This window comes from Arthrobacter sp. Bi83, assembly GCF_918698095.1.
In the GTDB taxonomy this organism is placed as follows: Bacteria; Actinomycetota; Actinomycetes; order Actinomycetales; family Micrococcaceae; genus Arthrobacter.
Genome location: NZ_CAKKLY010000054.1, coordinates 1 through 20,047, shown reverse-complemented (window position 1 = coordinate 20,047; position 20,047 = coordinate 1). Strand labels below are relative to the sequence as shown.

Annotated in this window: 16 protein-coding genes; 9 read left to right on the top strand and 7 right to left on the bottom strand. The window is 65.5% G+C overall.

Features of this window, described 5'->3' with window-relative positions:
• Positions 1-90: 90 nt before the first annotated feature.
• Both LQ144_RS19395 and LQ144_RS19390 read right to left on the bottom strand, forming a co-directional pair.
• Entirely contained in the window at positions 91-1,719 is a 1,629-nt protein-coding gene (locus LQ144_RS19395; protein ID WP_230120496.1) for a glycoside hydrolase family 32 protein, read from the bottom strand.
• A gap of 89 nt (positions 1,720-1,808) precedes the next feature.
• Positions 1,809-2,417 (bottom strand): YdeI/OmpD-associated family protein, encoded by a 609-nt coding sequence (locus LQ144_RS19390; protein WP_230120494.1) that lies wholly within the window; start codon positions 2,415-2,417, stop codon positions 1,809-1,811.
• An 83-nt stretch (positions 2,418-2,500) separates the two neighbouring features.
• Here LQ144_RS19390 and LQ144_RS19385 point away from each other — a divergent pair, with 83 nt between their 5' ends.
• The 5 genes from LQ144_RS19385 to tgt all read left to right on the top strand — a co-directional run bounded on the left by LQ144_RS19385 (position 2,501) and on the right by tgt (position 7,258).
• Positions 2,501-3,247, top strand: coding sequence for a VOC family protein (locus tag LQ144_RS19385; RefSeq protein ID WP_230120492.1), 747 nt, complete (start codon positions 2,501-2,503; stop codon positions 3,245-3,247).
• 128 nt (positions 3,248-3,375) lie between these two features.
• Positions 3,376-3,915, top strand: coding sequence for an NUDIX hydrolase family protein (locus LQ144_RS19380; RefSeq protein WP_230120490.1), 540 nt, complete (start codon positions 3,376-3,378; stop codon positions 3,913-3,915).
• 87 nt (positions 3,916-4,002) lie between these two features.
• A complete protein-coding gene (locus LQ144_RS19375) occupies positions 4,003-5,121 on the top strand; it encodes a DUF6707 family protein (protein WP_230120488.1) in 1,119 nt (372 codons plus the stop codon).
• Positions 5,122-5,203: 82 nt separating this feature from the next.
• Positions 5,204-5,929 carry an SRPBCC domain-containing protein gene (locus LQ144_RS19370; protein ID WP_230120487.1) on the top strand — a complete coding sequence of 242 codons (726 nt, stop codon included), beginning with the start codon at positions 5,204-5,206 and terminating at the stop codon, positions 5,927-5,929.
• A gap of 33 nt (positions 5,930-5,962) precedes the next feature.
• Entirely contained in the window at positions 5,963-7,258 is a 1,296-nt protein-coding gene (tgt, locus tag LQ144_RS19365; protein WP_230120485.1) for a tRNA guanosine(34) transglycosylase Tgt, read from the top strand.
• 199 nt (positions 7,259-7,457) lie between these two features.
• On the opposite strand, the gene LQ144_RS19360 is transcribed toward tgt, so the two are convergent.
• A complete protein-coding gene (locus LQ144_RS19360) occupies positions 7,458-8,168 on the bottom strand; it encodes a queuosine precursor transporter (RefSeq protein ID WP_230120483.1) in 711 nt (236 codons plus the stop codon).
• A 267-nt stretch (positions 8,169-8,435) separates the two neighbouring features.
• The gene (locus LQ144_RS19355; protein ID WP_230120481.1) at positions 8,436-9,821 is read right to left on the bottom strand and encodes an MFS transporter; all 1,386 of its coding nucleotides are present in this window, start codon (positions 9,819-9,821) and stop codon (positions 8,436-8,438) included.
• A 162-nt stretch (positions 9,822-9,983) separates the two neighbouring features.
• Between LQ144_RS19355 and LQ144_RS19350 the strand changes: the two genes are divergently transcribed.
• Positions 9,984-10,841 (top strand): hydroxymethylpyrimidine/phosphomethylpyrimidine kinase, encoded by an 858-nt coding sequence (locus LQ144_RS19350; RefSeq protein WP_230120479.1) that lies wholly within the window; start codon positions 9,984-9,986, stop codon positions 10,839-10,841.
• A 148-nt stretch (positions 10,842-10,989) separates the two neighbouring features.
• Here the strand turns inward: LQ144_RS19350 and LQ144_RS19345 are convergent, their stop codons facing one another.
• Positions 10,990-12,288 (bottom strand): serpin family protein, encoded by a 1,299-nt coding sequence (locus tag LQ144_RS19345; RefSeq protein ID WP_230120477.1) that lies wholly within the window; start codon positions 12,286-12,288, stop codon positions 10,990-10,992.
• Between the two features lie 253 nt (positions 12,289-12,541).
• On the opposite strand from LQ144_RS19345, the gene LQ144_RS19340 reads away from it, so the two are divergent.
• The gene (locus LQ144_RS19340) at positions 12,542-12,898 is read left to right on the top strand and encodes a DUF1801 domain-containing protein (protein ID WP_230120475.1); all 357 of its coding nucleotides are present in this window, start codon (positions 12,542-12,544) and stop codon (positions 12,896-12,898) included.
• Between the two features lie 70 nt (positions 12,899-12,968).
• On the opposite strand, the gene LQ144_RS19335 is transcribed toward LQ144_RS19340, so the two are convergent.
• Both LQ144_RS19335 and LQ144_RS19330 read right to left on the bottom strand, forming a co-directional pair.
• Positions 12,969-14,717 (bottom strand): pyruvate dehydrogenase, encoded by a 1,749-nt coding sequence (locus LQ144_RS19335; RefSeq protein WP_230120467.1) that lies wholly within the window; start codon positions 14,715-14,717, stop codon positions 12,969-12,971.
• Positions 14,718-14,913: 196 nt separating this feature from the next.
• A complete protein-coding gene (locus LQ144_RS19330) occupies positions 14,914-16,398 on the bottom strand; it encodes a helix-turn-helix transcriptional regulator (RefSeq protein WP_230120465.1) in 1,485 nt (494 codons plus the stop codon).
• Between the two features lie 172 nt (positions 16,399-16,570).
• On the opposite strand from LQ144_RS19330, the gene aceA reads away from it, so the two are divergent.
• Entirely contained in the window at positions 16,571-17,902 is a 1,332-nt protein-coding gene (gene aceA / locus LQ144_RS19325) for an isocitrate lyase (RefSeq protein ID WP_230120463.1), read from the top strand.
• 215 nt (positions 17,903-18,117) lie between these two features.
• A complete protein-coding gene (gene aceB / locus LQ144_RS19320; protein ID WP_230120461.1) occupies positions 18,118-19,788 on the top strand; it encodes a malate synthase A in 1,671 nt (556 codons plus the stop codon).
• Positions 19,789-20,047 lie beyond the last annotated feature (259 nt).

The window sequence follows — 20,047 nt, the reverse complement described above, 5'->3', positions numbered from 1 at the left end:
TGCCGAAATCCCACCAACCCTTGGGCCTGCCCAGAGGGGCCCCTGGCCAGCGTGCCTGACCTAGCGCGCCTGAGCCTAGCGCGCCTGAGCCTAGCGCGCCGCGGCCAGCGGCGTGTACCTGAACGACTTCAGCAGCACGCTTCCGCCGAAAGTGGTGGTGCTGAGCGTGTGCTGGCCGGACCGGGGGAAGACCAGCGAGGTCAGGGTCTGCTCGCCGCCGTTGACGAAGACTTCCACTGACGAATAGTCCACAAAAAGAGTCAGCTCCACCGTTCCCCGGCCGGGAGCGGTCCCGTTGCGCGGCGGGCTGGCGGCAGTCCTGCGGTCCGTGAACACCGGTCCGAGCGCCTCCACACCGGGGACCACGGCAGCCCTGGACAGCGAGGCCTTGCCCTCCTCGAAGTTGTAGCCGACCGTAGCGAAATCCGCGGAGCCGCTCGTCAGCTTCAGGAGGGCTTCCGATCCGTCGTCGTCCGGCCTCCGTTCGAGGGTCACATCCAGCCGGTACGCGCCGCTCTTCGGAGCCGGCAGCTCGCCCGCGCCGTTCGGCGTGACCTGCCGTTCGCCCACAGTCTCCGGCGTACCTTCCAGGACGGACATGGACGCGGTGGGCGCCGAGACCAGCGAGGGGCGGCCGTGCACCGTCTTCAGGCGGATGTCGCGCACTATTGAATCGGCGCCGCCCTGCCAGTCAGTGGTGGGCAGCTTGCGCGCGTAGTCCCAGTTGTTCATCCAGCCGGTGGCGTGGCGGGAGGCCATCCGTTCGCCTGCCGGAAGGCGGGGATCATCCCAGGTGACGGCCGCGTAGAAGTCCGATCCGGCGTCGAGCCATTGATGTGTTTCGTCGGCCGCGGTGAACGCGGCCCCGTCCCACTTTCCGGTCCAGTAGGCCACGCCGGTGGTCCGGCCCTCTTCGGAGCCGTTGGCGCTGGCTGCCAGGACCCACGTGCGTTTGGCGGGATCACCGTCGAGATCCAGCTGGAACAGATCCGGGCACTCGAGCACGCCCAGCCCCTTGCGTTCGAAGCTTGAGGCGTACCGCCAGTCCTTGAGGTCCTTCGAGGTGTAGAAGCCGATTTTTTCGCCCTCGGCCAGGGCCATGACCCACTGTCGGTTGGCGTCGTCGCGGATGATTTTCGGGTCCCGCCAGTTCTGCTGCCCGGGGTTGTCCATGACGGGGTTGCGGTCATAGGCCTTGAAAGTAAAGCCCTTGTCCGTGGAGTAGAACAGTGACTGCCGCTGGACGCCCTTGTCCTGCTGGGTCAGCACGGCGATGACGGCGTCCTTGCCGAAGCCCGCCGTATTGTCGTGGTCCACCACGGCACTGCCCGTTTCGACGTCGCCCAGGCCGTTCTTGAACTTCTCGATGGCCACGCCCTCGTCCTTCCAGTGCACCAGGTCGGTGCTGGTGACGTGATACCACTCGGTGCCGTTTCCCTCCGGATGGTCGGCGTTGTAAAGGTAGTAGTAGTGCCACACCCCGTCCAGCAGGAACGGCCGCTGGGGATCGTTCATCCACTCCTTCGCGGGGGTCAGGTGGTAGCCGGGGCGGAACTGGGAGGCTCCCTCGGGCCGGCTGATGCCGGGGGGAGCGGGTGCGGGCTCCGTTCCTTTCTGCCCGTCCTGCCGGGCGCCGGAGGCGAGGTTGACGGCGGCAGCGACGGCCAGCAGGAGGACCAAAACGCCGGCCACCGCGATCCAGAAGGCACGGGGGCCCATCGTCCGTAGGGAAATCCTCTGCATGTCCGCCGATCGTGTTGGGTGGCAACAATTTTACCGCGGCGGGCCCTTTGCCTTCCCGGACCGGGTCATGCCCCGGTCTGCCCTGCCGGGCGCCTCTTTTGCGGGTACGGGGTCTCGCCGCGGGCCAGCATCTCCACGAAACCCGCGATTTTCCGTTCCCGGGTGGAGGCCTGCTTGACCGAATTGGTGCGGTAGATGAGGGCGTAGCGGTTCACCGAGGTGAGGACGTCGAAGGTCGCCTGCGCGTCGGGGACGGCAGCAATGGCGGCAGCAAGATCGTCCGGGACTTCCGCCGTCGCCTGCCCCGAATACGCCGCTTCCCAGCGGCCGTCCGCTTTGGCAGAGTCGACGGCGGCCCGGCCGGCGGCGGTCACTTTCCCGTCCCTTTCCAGCCTGGCAACATGGCCCACGTTCCGCTCGGACCAGGGGCTCTTCGGGCCGCGGCGCGTCATGCGCTGAAAGTAGCTGCCGCCGTCGCGCTTCCTGACCTGGCCGTCGATCCAGCCGTAGCACAGCGCCTCATCGAGGGCAGCGTCGTAGTCCAGTTCCGTGGCGGTGCCGCCCTTTTTGTGCAGGACGAGCCACACGCCGGGGCTGTGTGAATGGTTCAATTCCAGCCACTCGCGCCACGCGGCGGCATCCGGGACCAGCAGTTCCTCGAGTTCAACGCCCATGCGCCTATTCTGCCCCGTGCCGGACTATTCAAGTCGTGGCATTATGGCCATGACAGCACCGTGTCCGAATCCGAGGAGAGCCCATGTTGCGTGTCCGCCCCGTTCACTTCACATCCCGAATGGAACCGTGGGAGCGGCTCCTCACGGACCTGGGCCTGATCAAGACACTGGACGACGACTCCTGGCGGGAGTTCGACGCCGGTTCCGGCCGGATTGCGCTCCAGCACGCCCCGGCCGGTGCCGGGAACGACGGCACCACGTCGTTCGGCGTCGAGGTGGGCGATCTTGAGGAGTTCGCCCGGCGCACCAATCTGGCGGGGGCGGAGACTGGAAACACTCCGGCCGAGCTGGTCCCGCCGGATGTCGGCGACTCCTGCAGGATCACGGGCGAGGACGGCTTCACTTTCATGGCAGACAAAGCCGCCCACTTCGCACAATGTGCCGACGCCGATACGGGGTTGTCCGTCGTCGCAGTCTGGTTCACCGAAGACACCGCCTCGGCGGCCGACACGCTCAGGGGCATCGGTGCCCGGTTCCGTCCCGTCCCGGATGACGATGAAACCGCCGATTTCACCGCCAAGAACGGCGGGGTGCTGATGGTGCGCCCCGGTTCGGGCCCAGCGCGGTCCGGCTTCGGATTTGAGTATGACGGCGATCTGGATGCTTTGCGTGTCCGGCTCACCGCGGCGGGGCACGAGGTCAGCGTGACCGAGGAAGCCTTCGGGCGTTCGCTGCATGTTGCCAACCCGGACGTGGCCGGCGACGCCGCTGCCGCCGCGCATATGCCGCCCACGCTCTGGATCTCGAAGCGGGCTCCCCGCGGTTCGTAGCCCGGGGTTTAGGGCTGCGGCCGCCAAGGGCGAGATCTCGGTGTTTAGATCTGCGTAAGCGCCTCCGCTGAGAGCTGAGATCCCACGCGTCGGCGGCCGGACGGGTGGTGATGCGGTAGAACTTAACCATGAACGTGCGCACCCCCGACCCCAATCCCGGCTGGCTCTCCGACGAGGACCTCTTTGAGGCCCGCGGACGGCTCCCCATGGTCTATGTGGAGGCCGTGCCGGTGCGGCTCGATCCGCTCGGATTCGTGAACGAGGTGGGGACGCTCCTGCAGGCGGACGCGGACGGGACCATGGTCCGTTCGCTTGTTTCCGGCCGCGTGCTCTACCGCGAAACCATCCGCGCCGCACTTCTGCGCCACATGGAGAAGGACCTCGGCCCGCTCGCGTTCCCGCAGCTGCCCATCAGCCCGGTGCCGTTCACTGTGGCCGAATATTTTCCCGCGCCGTCACACACGGGCTTCACCGACGACCGGCAGCACGCCGTCTCGCTTGCCTACGTCATCCCCGTCACCGGCGAGTGCGAGCCGCGCCAGGATGCCCTGGAGCTCACCTGGATGACTCCCCAGGAAGTGCTCAGCGACGGCGTCCAGCTTGAGTTCAGCGGCGGCCGCGGAGCGCTTGTGCGGCAGGCCCTGGCGTACGCCGGCGTCGGCGGCTGACAGCGCCCGGAGGGTCCCGCCTCCCCGACTTCGCACTCCCTCCTTTGTAGACTGTTGGGCGGACCGCAAGAGAACTTAAGGACTCCGATGAACCACCAACCAGCTGCCCAGACCTACCGCGCACAGCAGGCTGGGTCTTTGCAGACGGGCGACCACCTTCTCCTGCCGGACGGCCAGCGGTCAGCCGAAGTCCACTCAGTGGAAATCGAAAACGATGACTTCGGCACGCCGGCCATCGTCCTCGCGACCCTCACCGGCGGCGGCATGCTGCGGATTGCCGCCGGCTCGTCGGTCCGGATCGCCGGCGCAGAATCCGCTTCCGGGGGACCGGCAGGGTCCGCGGTCGGCGGCGTCCAGGACGGCGGGGTCCAGGACGGCGGCGTCGAGGACGGCGGCGTCGAGGACGGCGGGGACACTGGAGTCCAGGACGCCGAGGTCCAGCCCGGTGCCGCCCAGGAGTCCGATGTCGTCACCCCGCTTCAGGTCGTTGAGCACCCCAACGGCGGGGCGGCTCCGTCGCCGGCGCCTCCCGCCGTCGTCGTACCTCCCCTGCCGGTCACGACGCCGGCGGTGATCGGGCCAAGCGCCGAAGACCTGGCACTTATCCCGGAACCCGCCGGGACGCCTGAATCGGTGGTGGAGGCCGTGGCAGAGGCGCATCCGGATTCCGTTGGAGTGCTGCTGCTGGCGGACAAGCTGGTCAAGGGCATCAACACGAAGTCCGGCAGCTGCCTCAAGGACCTCAGCGACCTCGCCCACGAGCTTTTCATCATGCTCAAGGACACGGACGGCGCACTCGCCGTTGCCGACCTCCTGAACGTGCTGCCCTTCGACGGCAACCCCGGCCGTTGGTCGTCGGTGGAAGCGTCGCTCTCACTGTCCACCTACATCTGCCGCCAGACCGGCCAGAAAGACCGCGCGGCCGTGTACGAGAAGCTGCTCCGCGCGCCGGACAACCAGGAAAATGACCCATTTAAGGCCAGGATGCAGGCCCGGGTGCGCCAGCGGTCACTGAACGAGCCGAACCTGTACGACAAAGAAATCTTCCGCTCCATGGACAATTCCAACCATGAGGCCGAGCGCGAATGGCGGCTGCTGCGCCTTGAGTCACTGCTGTTCCTGCGCGCGCACGGCGGGTCGCAGACCATCAGCGCCGGTGAGCTGGAGCGGCGGATCGCGAACGAGCTGGAGTCAGTCCGGGCGTAGGCCCATGACTGCCCGGCGCGGGCTTCGGATGATTCCCTGTTTCCTCTAGCCCCGGGCTGTACCGAAGTTGTAAATTCAGGCCATGACGAACAATCTGAGCGTTGTGATCAATTCTGATGCCCCGCAGGTTTGGACGATGCTGCGTGAACCGGCCAAAGTAGCCCAGTGGCATGGCTGGGAGGCCGAGGACCTCAGCGCGGAAATCAATGAGATCTACTTCAACAGCACCGTGGTTGAGGGCTCGGACCACACTTCGCTGACCGTCGACGGCGGTGACGTCTTCAGTCTCAAACCGGTGCCTACGGGAACCGAGGTCAGTGTCACGCGCGCGGCATTGGACCACAACTCCGAGTGGGCGGCCTGGGACGAAGACATCACCCAGGGCTGGCTGACGTTCCTCCAGCAGCTGCGGTTTGCCTTGGAGCGGCATCCCCACGGCACCCGCCGGACCTGCTTCTTTTCCGTTCCGGGCACCGGGGGCTCGGCGATCGAAAAACTGGGGCTGAAGGAAATCCCGGCCGCCGGGGAGAACTATTCGCTGACCCTGGGCACGGGCGAGGAAGTCTCTGGCCGGGTCTGGTACAAAACCAACCACCAGGTGGGCCTGACCGTGCACAGCTACGCCGAACACGGCGATGGCCTCCTGATTGTTGCCGACCAGCCCGTGATTCCGGAAGTCAGGCCCGACGGCGGCTCCCTCGTGATCCTCTCGACCTACGGTCTGGGGGCCCACAGCCTCGAAACCATCCGCAGCCTGTGGGACGACTGGCGGGCTGAGAACTACCCCACATCAGAGCCCATCCACTGAGGTTTAGCCGGGGCAAGCTGGCACACTGGAACCGTGCCAGCCAATCCTGAACCAGTGCCGCCAGCCCGCCAGTCGGAGTTCTCGTTCCGCGTGGGAAAGCGCCTCGCTGAGACCTGCAGCCCGTCCGCCGAACAGGTGTCCGCCAACGGTGGCGAATTCCTCGGCAGGACCGGCACCATCGCCACCCCGCACGGGGAGATCCAGACCCCGGCGTTCATCGCCGTCGGGACCAAAGCGACCGTGAAGTCGGTGCTGCCCGAGTCAATGGCCGAGCTCGGGGCGCAGGCACTCCTGGCCAACGCCTATCACCTGTACCTGCAGCCGGGGCCGGAAATCCTGGATGAGGCCGGCGGACTCGGCGCATTCATGAACTGGCCCGGCCCCACCTTCACCGATTCCGGAGGCTTCCAGGTGATGAGCCTGGGCTCCGGGTTCAAGAAGGTCATCGACATGAAGACGGCGCCCCCCATGGACCAGACTGTGTCCGACGATGCCGTGGCCGCCGGCAAGGAGCGCCTGGCCCACGTGGACAACGACGGCGTGTGGTTCAAGAGCCACCTCAACGGGGACCGGCACCGGTTCTCCCCCGAGATCTCCATGCAGGTCCAGCACCAGATAGGTGCGGACATCATGTTCGCCTTCGACGAGCTCACCACGCTGCAGAACTCGCGCGGCTATCAGGAGGAATCACTGGAGCGCACGCGGTTGTGGGCCCTCCGCTGCCTCGATGAGCACTTCCGGCTGACGTCGGAGCGCGCGGGGAAGCCGTACCAGGCCCTGTTCGGCGTGATCCAGGGCGCGCAGTACGAGGACCTCCGCCGGAAAGCCTGCCGGGACCTGGGTGCCATGCCGTTTGACGGCTACGGGATCGGCGGTGCCCTGGAGAAGGAGAACCTCGGCACGATTGTGCGCTGGTGCAACGAGGAGCTTCCGGAGAACAGGCCCCGGCACCTGCTCGGCATTTCCGAGCCGGACGACATCTTCACGGCCATCGAAAACGGCGCGGACACCTTCGACTGCGTCTCCCCCACCCGCGTCGCACGGAATTCCGCGTTCTACACCCCGGACGGGCGGTTCAACCTCTCCGGCGCCAAGTACAAGCGCGACTTCGGCCCGCTGCAGGACGGCTGCGACTGCTACGCCTGCCTGAACTACTCACGGGCGTACATCCACCATCTGTTCAAGGCCAAGGAGATGCTCTCCGCCACGCTCATCTCCATCCACAACGAGCGCTTCGTGGTGAAGATGGTGGACGACGCCCGGCTGGCCATCGAATCCGGCGACTTCTTCGGGTTCAAGGCCGAGACGCTGGGTCGGTACTACTCCTAGGTCTCCTGCGCCTCTCGGCCGCCTGCGCCGGCGGGCGCGCCGCCGTCGAAGTCGCCGGAAACGGGCGGGGTCGCCGGAAGCCTGCCAGTTCGCCGCAGGCTCCCTGTGTGTCAGGCTGTTGTGTGACACACAGGGAGCTTGCGGCGAACTCGCACTTTACCGGCTACCTCGGTGCAGCAGTACGACGGCGGCCGGTCGGCTAAGCTGCCTGGCGCACCGCGCCGTAGCTCGGCTCGCGCTTCTTGATCCAGCCGATCACGAGGGCCGTCACCGGGACGAAGAGGAACTCCACGAGGGTCTTGTACAGGAAGCCCACCAGCACATAGTTCACAAACGTGCCGAAGTCCGTGATGCCGATGACGGATGCCGCAATGCTGCAGAAGATGAGCGTGTCAACGAACTCCCCGGCTACCGAACTGCCCATGATGCGTGCCCAGAGCGACTTCTCTCCCGTGCGGGCCTTCATCTTTACTAGGATCCAGGAATTGATGGTCTGGCCTGCAAAGAATGCCAGCAGCGAGGCCAGCACGATCTGCGGAACGGGACCCAGCGCGCCCTCGAGCGCGGCCTGCTTGGATGCGCCGAACTCGTCGTCAAAGCCGGGCAGCGCGATGATGATCCAGTAGCAGAGGGAGGCAAAAACGGACAACGCGAAGGTGGTGACAATGGCCTTGCGCGCCACCTTGAAGCCGTACACTTCGCTGATGACGTCGCCCAGGATGTAGGCCAGCGGAAACAGGAAGAAGCCGCCGTCCGTGACGATTGGCCCCAGGGCCACTCCCTTTGATGCCCCGATGTTGGACAGGATGAGCACCACGGCCATCAAGGCCATCATGATGCCGAAGTAGGGCGAGCCGATCGAGGCAAACCTCGGCGGTGCTGCGGCCGGGAGGGTCTTGGCGGAGGTCATGGGTGTTCCATTCGTAGTGGTTCGCTCGGCCGCCCCGGTCCTTCTGAAAGGACAACGCAGGTCCTTCTGAAAGGACAACGCAGGTCGGCCGGCTGTATTAGCACTGGAAGCCCGGGCATCAGCGCCGGGCCGCCTCCAATTGTCGCACCCGAGTATCGGGCAAAGCCCGTCTGAAGCATGGGGTTACGACGACGGCGGGCCGCCGGGCCCCTGGAACCCGAAGGTCACCGCTGAGCCAGCCGCCCGCCGTCGTACTATTCCGGGAAGCTAGGCGTTGACGCGATCGTCGTCGTCATCCTTGCGTTCCGCCGGGGCCGACGGCCAGGCGTTGCCCTGTTCGCGGTCCAGGTGCGTGATCTTCCTGTTCTTCAGAGCCAAGATGTAGACCAGAAGTGAGATGCCGATCGCCACCGTGACGTAGGTGAAGAAGAGGTCAACCTGGTCGGACTTCTGCAGCGCCGCGCCAATCAGGGGCACGGTGCCGCCGAAGAGTGAGTTGGCGATCGCGTAGCCGAGTCCGACGCCGAGCGCGCGGATGGAGGCCGGGAAGAGCTCGGCCTTCACGAGGGCGTTGATGGACGTGTAGCCGCCGACGATCAGCAGCCCGCCCATCATCAGCAGGAAGGCGGTGAACGGGTCCTTTGTGTTGGACAGCGCGGACAGCAGCGGCCAGGTGAACAGGACGCCGGTGATGCCGAACCAGAGGAGCAGCGGCTTGCGGCCCACCTTGTCGGAGATGATCCCGTAGACCGGCTGAAGGAGCATGAAGATCAGCAGCGCCCAGAAGTTGATGACCGAGGTGTCCGTCTTGGCGATGCCGGACGTATCGTTCATGAACTTCAGGATGAAGTTGGTGTAGGTGTAGAACGCCACGGTGCCGCCGAGCGTGACGCCGATGCAGATCAGCAGCGGCTTCCAGTGCCGGGTGAACAGCAGCTTCATGCTGCCGGGCCGGGCCTCGCCGGCAACCGCCGGGGCCTTGGCAGCGAGCACCTGATCCTCGGACAGCGTTTCCTCCATGGAGCGCCGGAGCCACAGCACCACCAGAGCGGCAACGCCGCCGATTGCGAACGGGATCCGCCAGCCCCACTCGGTCAGGGTGCCCTTGTCCGTGGCGTTCTGCAGGATGACGAGGACCAACAGGGCAAGCATCTGGCCGCCGATGAGCGTGACGTACTGGAAGCTGGAGAAGAAGCCGCGGCGCTTGGACGTGGCGGCCTCGGACATGTAGGTGGCGCTCGTGCCGTATTCGCCGCCCACGGAGAAGCCCTGGACCAGGCGGACGAAGATCAGCAGGACCAGCGCCCAAACACCGATCTGCTGCGTGGTGGGCAGGACCGCGATGGCGAACGAGCCGGCCGACATCATGGTCACGCTGAGCGTCAGCGCGGCCTTGCGCCCCTTGCGGTCCGCGTACCGGCCGAAGAACCAGCTGCCGATGGGGCGCATCAGGAAGGACGTCGAGAAGACGGCCATGGCCTCGAGCCCGGCCTGCAGCTCGTCCTTGGAACTGAAGAAGTGCGACTGGAAATACGCCGCGAAGACTGTGTAAACGTAGAGGTCGTACCACTCCACGAGGTTGCCGGCGGAGCCTTTGAGGATGTTGCCGACCGCTCTTCGGGTCTGTGCTGTCTCGGTCAGTTGGGTGCTCATCAATGAACCTTCCTGGATTCAGCGCGGCAAGAAAGCAACGCCGTCCGCCACCCTATGACCCGTGACCGGCACCACTCGGCTTTTGGTCATATTGGTCTCGGGCCTTTATTTTTGGTCATGCGCACAATGCAGGCACTTTGTGGCCGGTGGCAGGATGGGGTCATGACCCTTGCTGAAGTTGCTGAGACCCCTGACCGGACCGCTCCCGCCGTCGTCCTGACCATCGCAGGCTCCGAGGCCACCGGCGGCGCCGGCGCACAGGCTGATCTGAAGACGTTCCAGGAACTGGGCGTCTTCGGCATAGCCAACCTAACCTGCATCGTCTCTTTTGATCCCGGGAACAGCTGGAACCACCGCTTCGTCCCCGTGGACCAGGAGGTCATCGCGCACCAGTTGGAGGCGACGACGGCGGCCTACGGTGCCGCTTCCGGCGCACCGTCCGTGTTGGACACCGTGAAGATCGGCATGCTGGGCAGCCCGGCCACCATCGGCACCGTTGCTTCCGCGCTGGTCCGCTCCGGGTTCAGCAATGTGGTGCTGGATCCGGTGCTGATCTGCAAAGGCCAGGAGCCGGGGCACGCCCTGGACACCGACCAGGCGCTGAAGTCCCAGATTCTGCCGCTGGCCACGTTCGTCACGCCCAACCAATTCGAGGCGGAATCGCTTTCCGGGGTTAAGATCACCGACGTCGAAACCCTCAAAGAGGCGGCCGTCCGCATCCACGAGCTCAGCGGGGCAGCCGTGTTGGCCAAGGGCGGAGTCCGGCTTTCGGGTCCGGACGCCGTCGACGTCTTTTATGACGGCGAAACGCTTGAAGTCCTGTCCGCGCCGAAAGTCGGCGAGGTGGCTGTCTCCGGCGCCGGCTGTTCGCTGGCCGCCGCCGTGACTGCCGAGCTCGCGAAGGGTGCGACTCCCCTCGAGGCAGCACGGACTGCCAAGTCGTTTGTCACTGCAGGTATCCGCAACCGTGTGGCCTCAGGCGCCCCGTTCGATGCGCTCTGGCAGGGCGGTCCGCGGTAACCCCAGCGGCCCTTCAGCCAGGACCCTCTCTCACCTTTCGCGCCAAAACCAGGACCCTCTCTCACCTTTCGCGCCAAAAACCCGGACGCTCTCCCACCTGCTGAGAGAGCGTCTGCGTTTTCGCTGCAGGATCTGAGAGAGCGTCGGGTTAGGAGCGCGGATCGGCCACGGTTCCCATGAACAGCGGCAGGCCGGTTTCAACGTGCACGATCTGATAATGGAACGGCCGGTCGAAGGCAATGGACCGCTCCGGCTGCGGCGGAGCACTGGTAACCATCCCGTTGATCTGGGTGACCGCCGCTGCGATGGTGCCCTTTTCGGCGACCGTGATGTTGGCAGCTTGTGCGGCCTGGGTGAGCATCATCTTGGGCTGGATGTTGTTGAAGTCTTCGGTGGTGCTGAGGGTCTTGTGCAGGCCCACGGTTTCGAGGACTTTGCGGAGGTCAAAGCTGCATTTGTGGTCCCAACGGGGCAGCTGGATCTGCACTGTCTCTAGCGGCGCGGCATCGAAGGCGTCCGCGATTTCCGTGAGCTGTGTAGCGGTGACGGCAGCGGAGGCGGGGCGGGAACCGGTCCCGGCGTTGGCTGCAGCATCCGGCAAAACGAGGCGCAGGACGAAACCATCGGCGTAGGGAAGGTCCACCCCGCGCCAGCCTGGCCCTTCCGCGTACTTCATCTGAAGCATGCTGTGCATGGCGGGCGCCTCGATTTCCTCGCCGGATGCCGTTCTGAAGGGCAGGTCCGAGGTCTCGCCCGGGTCAAACGGCACGCTCCACGCGGACGCGAAGTACAGGGAATTGAGCAGACTGAACGTGTTCCGGCGATCGTATTCGGCGGGGGCTTCCTTGATCCGGCCGCCCGTGTTCCTGTTCACCCAGGAATCAATGGCGGGCTTCGTTGCACCCTCATCGCTGAAGTCCACGGGATACACACCGGTTCCGTAGTGCCGGGCAAGAGTGTCCAGGAAGGACTCCCCGGTGGGCACGTCCTTATCCACGAACAATCCGTTGGCGCTGTGCATGACGGGTTTCCGCGGCGGGTTGTCCTCGTCCACGGCCCCGGGGTCGCCGTCGAACTTCCCAAGCGCAGCGAGAACCGCGTTCATGGCCTCATCGCGGTTCGCCGCGGGGAGCTGCAGGACGCTGTCCATCTCGGCCGCCGTCTCGCCGGAAGCGCCAGCGCGAAGCATCGCGAGGGCAACCAGGAGGCTCGCGGGCGAGGACACCACGTTCCCGTTGGCACCGTCGCCGCCGTCAGCCATCAGGGCCTCGCCGAGCCCGAAAGCGGAAGCCCGGAAGGAGCGAAGCTCAGCGGGATAAGCGGCGCGGTCAACCGAAACCCGCTCCACGCCGTCGGCCTTCAGGAGCTCTGGAGACGAAGCCGCACACCCTGTCAGCGCCACAAGCGCCCCTGCAGCCGCGATGCTGGCCATGCGGAATGTCTTCATTGCTCCCCCTTTTACCTGCATTTGACGGGATCCCGCCCATCTCCCTTCAGTCAACCAGCCTGACCCCGCCAGTTCGATGCCTGCCGGGTCACGGTTCGCCGTCGGTTTGGTCTCGCCTGCTCCGACGCTCTCTCACTTTTCGCAACGATTTCGCCAACGCTCTCTCAGATCCCGCCGCGGCGTATCCTCGAGACATGCCGGAAGCGGAGTAGAGGCGGTTCCGTCGGGACCTGGAGGGATGGAGGAACGATGCATGGCAAACCATTTCAACAGCGTTGACGAATACATTGCGTCGTTCCCCGTCGAGGTGCAGGGCACCCTCCAGGAGATCCGGCGCCGGTGTTCCGCTGCCGTGCCGGGTTCCGGCGAAGAGATCAGCTACGGCATCCCGACCATCACCCTGGACGGGAAGTATGTGGTGTATTTCGCGGGGTGGGCACACCATATTTCCGTGTATCCAGTGCCGGCCGGAGACGCTGACTTCGAAGCTGAAATCACCCCGTACCGGTCAGCCAAGGGAACGCTGAAATTCCCCTTGGGCAAGCCCATACCGTACGGACTCATCGAAAAGACGGCGGCGCTGCTGGCGGCCGAGCGCCGCGGGCGGTGACCACCGCCGCGCGGCAGCCGCCGTCGAAGGCGAACGACGGCGGCAGCACCGTCGTCGTCCGCTGCTGAACCTAACGCCGCGGGATGTTGCGCAGGTTGCTCCGCGCCATGCTCACGGCCTCGCCGGCGCCGCGGTTGAGGACGACTTTCGACATGGCGGTCGCGAAGCCAAGGACCTGCGAACCGGTGATCTTCGGCGGAATGGACAGCGCCTTGGGATCCGTGATGAGTTCAACCAGCGACGGTCCCGGATGCGCGAAGGCTTCGCGGTAGGCGTCCTCGATCCGCGCCGGATCGGTGACGCGGACGGAGTGGAAGCCGAGCGCCCGGGCGACGGCGGCGTAGTCAGCGTCGGGCACGTCCACGCCGAAATCGGGCAGCCCGTCCACGAGCATTTCAAGTTTGACCATGCCTAGGGTGGAGTTGTTAAAGACCACCACGTTCACCGGTAAACGATGCGCTGCAACGGTGATGAGCTCTCCAAGCAGCATGGACAGGCCGCCGTCGCCCGAGACCGAGATGACCTGCCGTCCGGGGTAGGCAAGTTGGGCGCCAATCGCGTGCGGGAGGGCGTTGGCCATCGAGCCGTGCAGGTACGAGCCGATCAACCGGCGCGTGCCCAGCGGATTGATGTAGCGGGCGGTCCAGACGTTGCACATCCCGGTGTCCGCGGTGAAAATGGCGTCCTCCGCCGCCACCTGGTCCAGGAGGGAAGCCGCGTACTCCGGGTGGATCGGCTGCTTCTTTTCCACCTTGCGGGTGTAGGCCCCCACTGCCTTGTTCATGAGCCGGTCATGCTTCTTGAGCATCTGGTTGAGGAAGCGGCGGCTCTTCTTCCGGGTGATCAAGGGCGTCAGTGCGGTGAGCGTGGGCAGCACGTCGCCATGGACGGCGACGTCGACGTCGGTCCGCCGGCCAAGCTTGTGGGCAGCGCGGTCCACTTGGGCGGTGCGGGTACCTGGAAGGAACTGGTCATAGGGAAAATCTGTGCCGAGCAGGATCAGCAGGTCCGCGTCCTCAATTCCCTCGGCCGCGGCGCCATAGCCCAGCAGCCCGGTCATCCCGATGTCGTACGGGTTGTCGTACTGCATGAAGTCCTTGCCCCGCAGCGAGTGGCCTATCGGGGCGCCCACTAACTCCGCGAGGGCGACGACTTCGTCGTGGGCGCCCTGCGTTCCTGCGCCCGCAAAGATGGCAACCTTGTCCGCCGCGTTGATGGCATCGGCGAGCTCCCGGACGCTTTGCGGGGCCGGGGTGAGGGTGGCGGGCCGGAAAACAGCGGGCAGCGGAGTTTCGCCCGTCGCTTCGAGCCCGGCGATATCGCCGGGAAGGGTCACGACGGCGACGCCCCCTAACGCGACAGCGTGCTGGATCGCGCTGTGCATCACCCGGGGCGCCTGTTCCGCTGTGCTCACCAGTTCCGAGTACACGGAGCATTCGTTGAAAATCCGGTCGGGATGGGTTTCCTGGAAGAAGCCGCTGCCGATCTGTTTGCTCGGGATATGCGAAGCGATGGCCAGAACGGGCGCTCCGGAGCGGTTCGCGTCGTACAGCCCGTTGATCAAGTGAAGATTGCCGGGACCGCAGGAGCCGGCGCAGACTGCAAGCCGGCCGGTCAGTTGGGCTTCCGCAGCGGCGGCGAACGCGGCGGCCTCTTCATGCCGGACATGGATCCAGTCGATTCCGCCATTGGTCGCGCCGCCGGTCTTCCGCACGGCATCGACAATCGGGTTGAGACTGTCCCCCACGATCCCGTAAATTCGCTGCACTCCGGCAGCCTGAAGTTGTTCGATGAGCTGGGTGGCGAGTTCCTTGGCCATGAGTGCACACTTCCGCGATCAGGTTGATGAGCTGACAGGGCCCAATATAGTCCGCCCAGCTTGGGGCGCCCCGCAGGAAGCGAGAGAGCGTCCGCCGACAACCCGCAGGACGTGAGAGAGCGTCCGCCGACAACCCGCAGGACGTGAGAGAGCGTCACAGGGGCCGGGCGGGGCAGCGCCCAGGACCGTGCGCGCGCTAGCTCCCGGAGTGCGCCTGCAGGAACGAGTACACCTCGGTCTCGTCCACGCCCGGGAAAGCACCCGGGGGCATGGCCGCCAGCAGGTGCGAGTGTGCCCGGGCGGACGGCCAGGCGTTGCCCGCCCATTCCGACGCCAACGCGGCCGGCGGACGCTTGCAGCAGTTCTCGTCCGGGCATGTGGACTTGGATCGCTCGGTGGTGTCACGCCCGCGGAACCATTTCACGTGCGCGTACGGCACGCCCACGGAGAGGGAAAATTCACCATTGGCTGAGCGTTCCGTCCGGGCTGTGCACCAGTAGGTCCCGGCCGGAGTGTCTGTGTACTGGTTGTAGGCACTGAACTTGTCGGCCACATCGAAGACCACCCTGCTGGTCCAGTTCCTGCACGAGAACTGGCCCTCAATGGCGCCTGTATGGTCGTGCGGGAACGTCACGCCGTCGTTCTCGTACGCCTTGTAGATGATTCCGCTCTTGTGCGTCTTCTGGAAGTGCGTGCGGATGTCCAAGTGCTGGGTGGCCAGATTGGTGAACCGGTGGGCGGCTGTTTCATAGGACACCGCGAAAGCGTCCCGGATGTCCTCCACAGCTATTTCCTTGGCTAGCTTCGCCTTCTGCAGGAATTCCACGGTGGCCTGCTCGGGAAGGAGCAGGGCCGCCGCGAAATAGTTGGTGGCCACCCGCTGCATCAGGAAATCCCCGTAGTTGGTGGGGGTCTGGTGGCCCAGGACGTAGTGGCCCAACGCCTGCAGGAGCACGGAGCGGGGATCGTGGTCCGAGCGCTCATTCTGCGTCAGATAAATTCGGTGGTTCTTAAGATCCGTCACTGAACGCGTGGAATGCGGCAGGTCGCCAACGTGGTGCAGGGAGAAGCCGAGGTGCCCGGCGATGTCGGCGATCACGTGATGCGAAAGCGGGCCGCTGGTGTGCCCCACGGACGCCAGGACCTTTTGGGCCTCGGCCTCGTACTCGGGGAAATAGTTGTTCCGCTCGCGCATCATGGCCCGCAGTTCACCGTTGGCGCGGCGGGCTTCTTCGGGCGTCGCAATCTGCTCATTCAGCTTGCGCTCCAGCTCGTGCTGGAGTCCCACCATGGACTCCAGCACATCCATGGGAAGGCGCGAACTGATGCGGATTTTGGGCAGGTTCAGGGACTCGTAGATCGGGCTGCGCTGGTAGCGTTCCAGCTCGATCTCCAGCGCCGCCCGGCGGTTGGGCGGCTCTGCCCCCAGCAGCTGGTCGATGGTGACGCCCAGCGCCGCCGCAAGCTGCTGCAGCAGGCCCAGTTTGGGTTCCCGCTTGCCGTTTTCGATCAGGCTCAGCTGGCTGGGGGCCGTCCCGACGGCGGCACTGAGGTCATCGAGGGTCTTCCCTGCCGCTTTGCGCAAGTGCCGGACGCGGCGGCCCAGGCTGATGACGTCGACGTCCGGCGCGGCGGGGGACGGCGGCGATTCGGCTTGGCGGCTCCAGCTGGTTGTGTGCATTTCTTGAGCTTACGCGAAGAAGTGCATTTCTTTCCATGGTTTTCCTCTAGTAACCCCTTCGAAAGTGCAGAAAAGTGGGGAACACGGAAAGAAACACCGCACCGAGCCAGCCGGCCCCGACTGCAAAGACGCAGGACGGGCCGGCTTCCGGAGCACAAACTAGGAGACAAAGATGACTGCAGCATTTGAGCCCACCCAGCAGACGCCCGAAGAGCAGGCCGCCGCACTGGAGCTCGAGTGGGCCGCCAACCCCCGCTGGGAAGGTGTGACCCGTGACTACAAGGCTTCCGACGTCGTCCGCCTCCGCGGCCGCGTCTCTGAAGAGCACACGCTGGCCCGCCGCGGCTCCGAAAAGCTGTGGAAGCAGCTGACCGAGGAGCACAAGGAAGGCAGGTACACCAACGCTCTGGGCGCCCTGACCGGCAACCAGGCGGTGCAGCAGGTCAAGGCCGGCCTCCGCGCCATCTACCTCTCCGGCTGGCAGGTGGCCGCCGACGCCAACAACTCCGGCCACACCTACCCGGACCAGTCGCTCTACCCGGCCAACTCGGTCCCCACGGTTGTGCGCCGCATCAACAACGCCCTGCTCCGGGCCGACCAGATCGAGTTCTCCGAGGGCATCCAGACGGTCGAGGACTGGATGGTGCCGATCGTCGCCGACGCCGAGGCCGGCTTTGGCGGCCCGCTGAACGCCTACGAACTCATGAAGTCCATGATCCAGGCCGGCGCCTCGGGCGTTCACTGGGAGGACCAGCTCGCGTCGGAGAAGAAGTGCGGCCACCTGGGCGGAAAGGTGCTCATCCCCACCCAGCAGCACGTCCGCACGCTGAACGCGGCCCGCCTGGCCGCCGACGTCGCCGGCACCCCGTCCGTCGTCATTGCCCGCACCGACGCCGAGGCGGCAACCCTGATCACCTCCGACGTCGACGAGCGCGACCAGGAGTTCATCCTCCGCGAAGGGGGACAGCCGGTCCGCACCCCGGAAGGCTTCTACAAGGTCCGCAACGGCATCGAACCCTGCATCGCCCGCGCCAAGGCCTACGCCCCGCACTCTGACCTCATCTGGATGGAAACGGGCACCCCGGACCTGGAACTGGCGCGCAAGTTCGCCGAGGCCGTCAAGGCCGAGTTCCCGGACCAGATGCTTTCCTACAACTGCTCGCCGTCGTTCAACTGGCGCAAGCACCTGGACGACGCCACGATCGCCAAGTTCCAGCGTGAACTCGGCGCCATGGGCTTCACGTTCCAGTTCATCACCCTGGCCGGCTTCCACGCCCTGAACTACTCGATGTTCGACCTCGCCCACGGCTACGCCCGTGAAGGCATGAGCGCCTACGTCGAGCTGCAGGAGAAGGAATTCGCCTCCGAGACCCGCGGCTACACCGCGACCAAGCACCAGCGCGAAGTCGGCACCGGCTACTTCGACGACATCGCAACTGCGCTCAACCCGAACGCATCCACCCTGGCCTTGGTGGGATCCACCGAAGAAGGCCAGTTCCACTAGCACTCGTTCGACGGCGGACTTGTCACTTCCGGCCTTCGGACCGGCAATACTCTGCCTGCTATTCCCCATGCCCGGGTCCGACCTCGCTGAGCGAGGACGGACCCGGGCACAGGGCCCCTTTTACGCAGGCTGCCGCAACACCGACACCTTCGGCCTGGTGAGGACCGCACCTGGGTGCGTGTCGCCGTCGTTCTTCCTATTTAGGAGCAATTGAGATGAACAGCTTCACTGACAACTTCACTATCAACGGGATTACGTTGACCGCGCAGCCGATTTGCCGGCAGGGCGAGGTTCTTACTCCGGATGCTTTGGCGTTCGTCGCCAAGCTTCACAAGGCGACCACCGGGCGGCGTGAGGAGCTGCTGCGGGCCCGCAAGGCACGGCGGGAGGACATCGCAGGGGGCCAGGATCCGCGCTTCCTCCGCGAGACCGAGTCCATCCGCAACGATCCCCACTGGCGGGTTGCTCCCCCGGCGCCGGGCCTGGAGGACCGCCGCGTCGAAATCACCGGCCCGGTGGACAAGAAAATGACCATCAACGCGCTGAACTCGGGCGCCAAGGTCTGGCTCGCGGACATGGAAGATTCCTCCACGCCGTCGTGGCGCAACGTCATCCAGGGGCAGCTGAACCTCACGGATGCCCTGGAACGCCGCATCGACTTCACATCACCGGAAGGCAAGGAATACAAGCTCCGCGCCGCCGAGGATCTGCCCACCATCGTGGTGCGTCCCCGCGGCTGGCACCTGCCCGAGAAGCACATGCTCATCAACGGCACGCCAATTGCCGGCGGCATCGTGGACTTCGGCCTGTACTTCTTCCACAACGCCCGCCGCCTCCTGGCCCAGGGCAAGGGTCCCTACTTCTACCTGCCCAAGATCGAGAACCACCTCGAAGCCCGGCTGTGGAACGACATCTTCATCCTGGCCCAGGACCTGCTCGGTATTCCGCAGGGCACCATCCGCGCCACGGTGCTGATCGAAACCATCACGGCATCCTTTGAGATGGAGGAGATCCTCTACGAACTGCGGGACCACGCCTCGGGCCTGAACGCCGGCCGCTGGGACTACATCTTCTCGCTCATCAAGAACTTCCGCACACGTGGCCCCCGCTTCGTCCTGCCGGATCGTGGCCAGGTGACCATGACCGCACCGTTCATGCGGGCCTACACCGAACAGCTGGTGCGCGCCTGCCACAAGCGCGGCGCCATGGCGATCGGCGGAATGGCCGCAGCCGTTCCCAACCGCAAGGACGAGGCCGCCAACGCCAACGCCTTCGAAAAGGTCCGCGCGGACAAGACTCGCGAGGCCGCCGACGGCTTCGACGGATCCTGGGTGGCACACCCGGACCTGGTTCCGGTGTGCCGCGAGGTGTTCGACGGCGTCCTCGGCGACCGCCCCAACCAGCTGGACCGCCTGCGCGAGGACGTCATCCCCGACGACCGCGCCCTGATCAACGTGGCCGCGACCCAGGGCACGATCACGGAGCAGGGCATCCGGAACAACATCGAAGTCGGGATCCGCTACATCGAATCCTGGCTGCGCGGCAACGGCGCCGTGGCCATCCACAACCTGATGGAGGACGCCGCCACCGCGGAAATCTCCCGCTCGCAGCTGTGGCAGTGGATCTACTCCCGCGCCATCACTGACCACGGCGAGATCATCACGAAGCAGTGGGTTGAGGACATGCTGGACGAGGAGTTCGCCGCACTGGAACGCTTCGACGGAGACCGCTTTGCTGACGCCCGCGACATCTTTGAGGAAGTCACGCTCAGCGACAAGTTCCCCAGCTTCCTCACCGTTCCGGCGTACGCCCGGTACCTGCATGAGGCCCGCCAGGGCGTGGACGCCACGGCCGAAGCGATCGAGGACGAACTCGTAGCCGCCTAGAGATCTCCGTCCGCCGGGCTGCCACGCCTCCGCAACAGCACCCCCGAAATCCGGGGAGGCAGCCCGGCAACGGAACCACCTTCCAGCGCGAACGAACACTTGAGGCCCCATTTCCACGGGGCGGTTTCTAGGGGTCGTTGCAACACCTGTTGGTTAGGTGGTTAGTAGTAAAGCACGTAAACGCTCGGCTGGGGTTTCCCAGCCGAGCGTTTTACGTGGCCGGCCGTTGAGTTTCTGAGCGACGAGTTCGAGGTCTTCG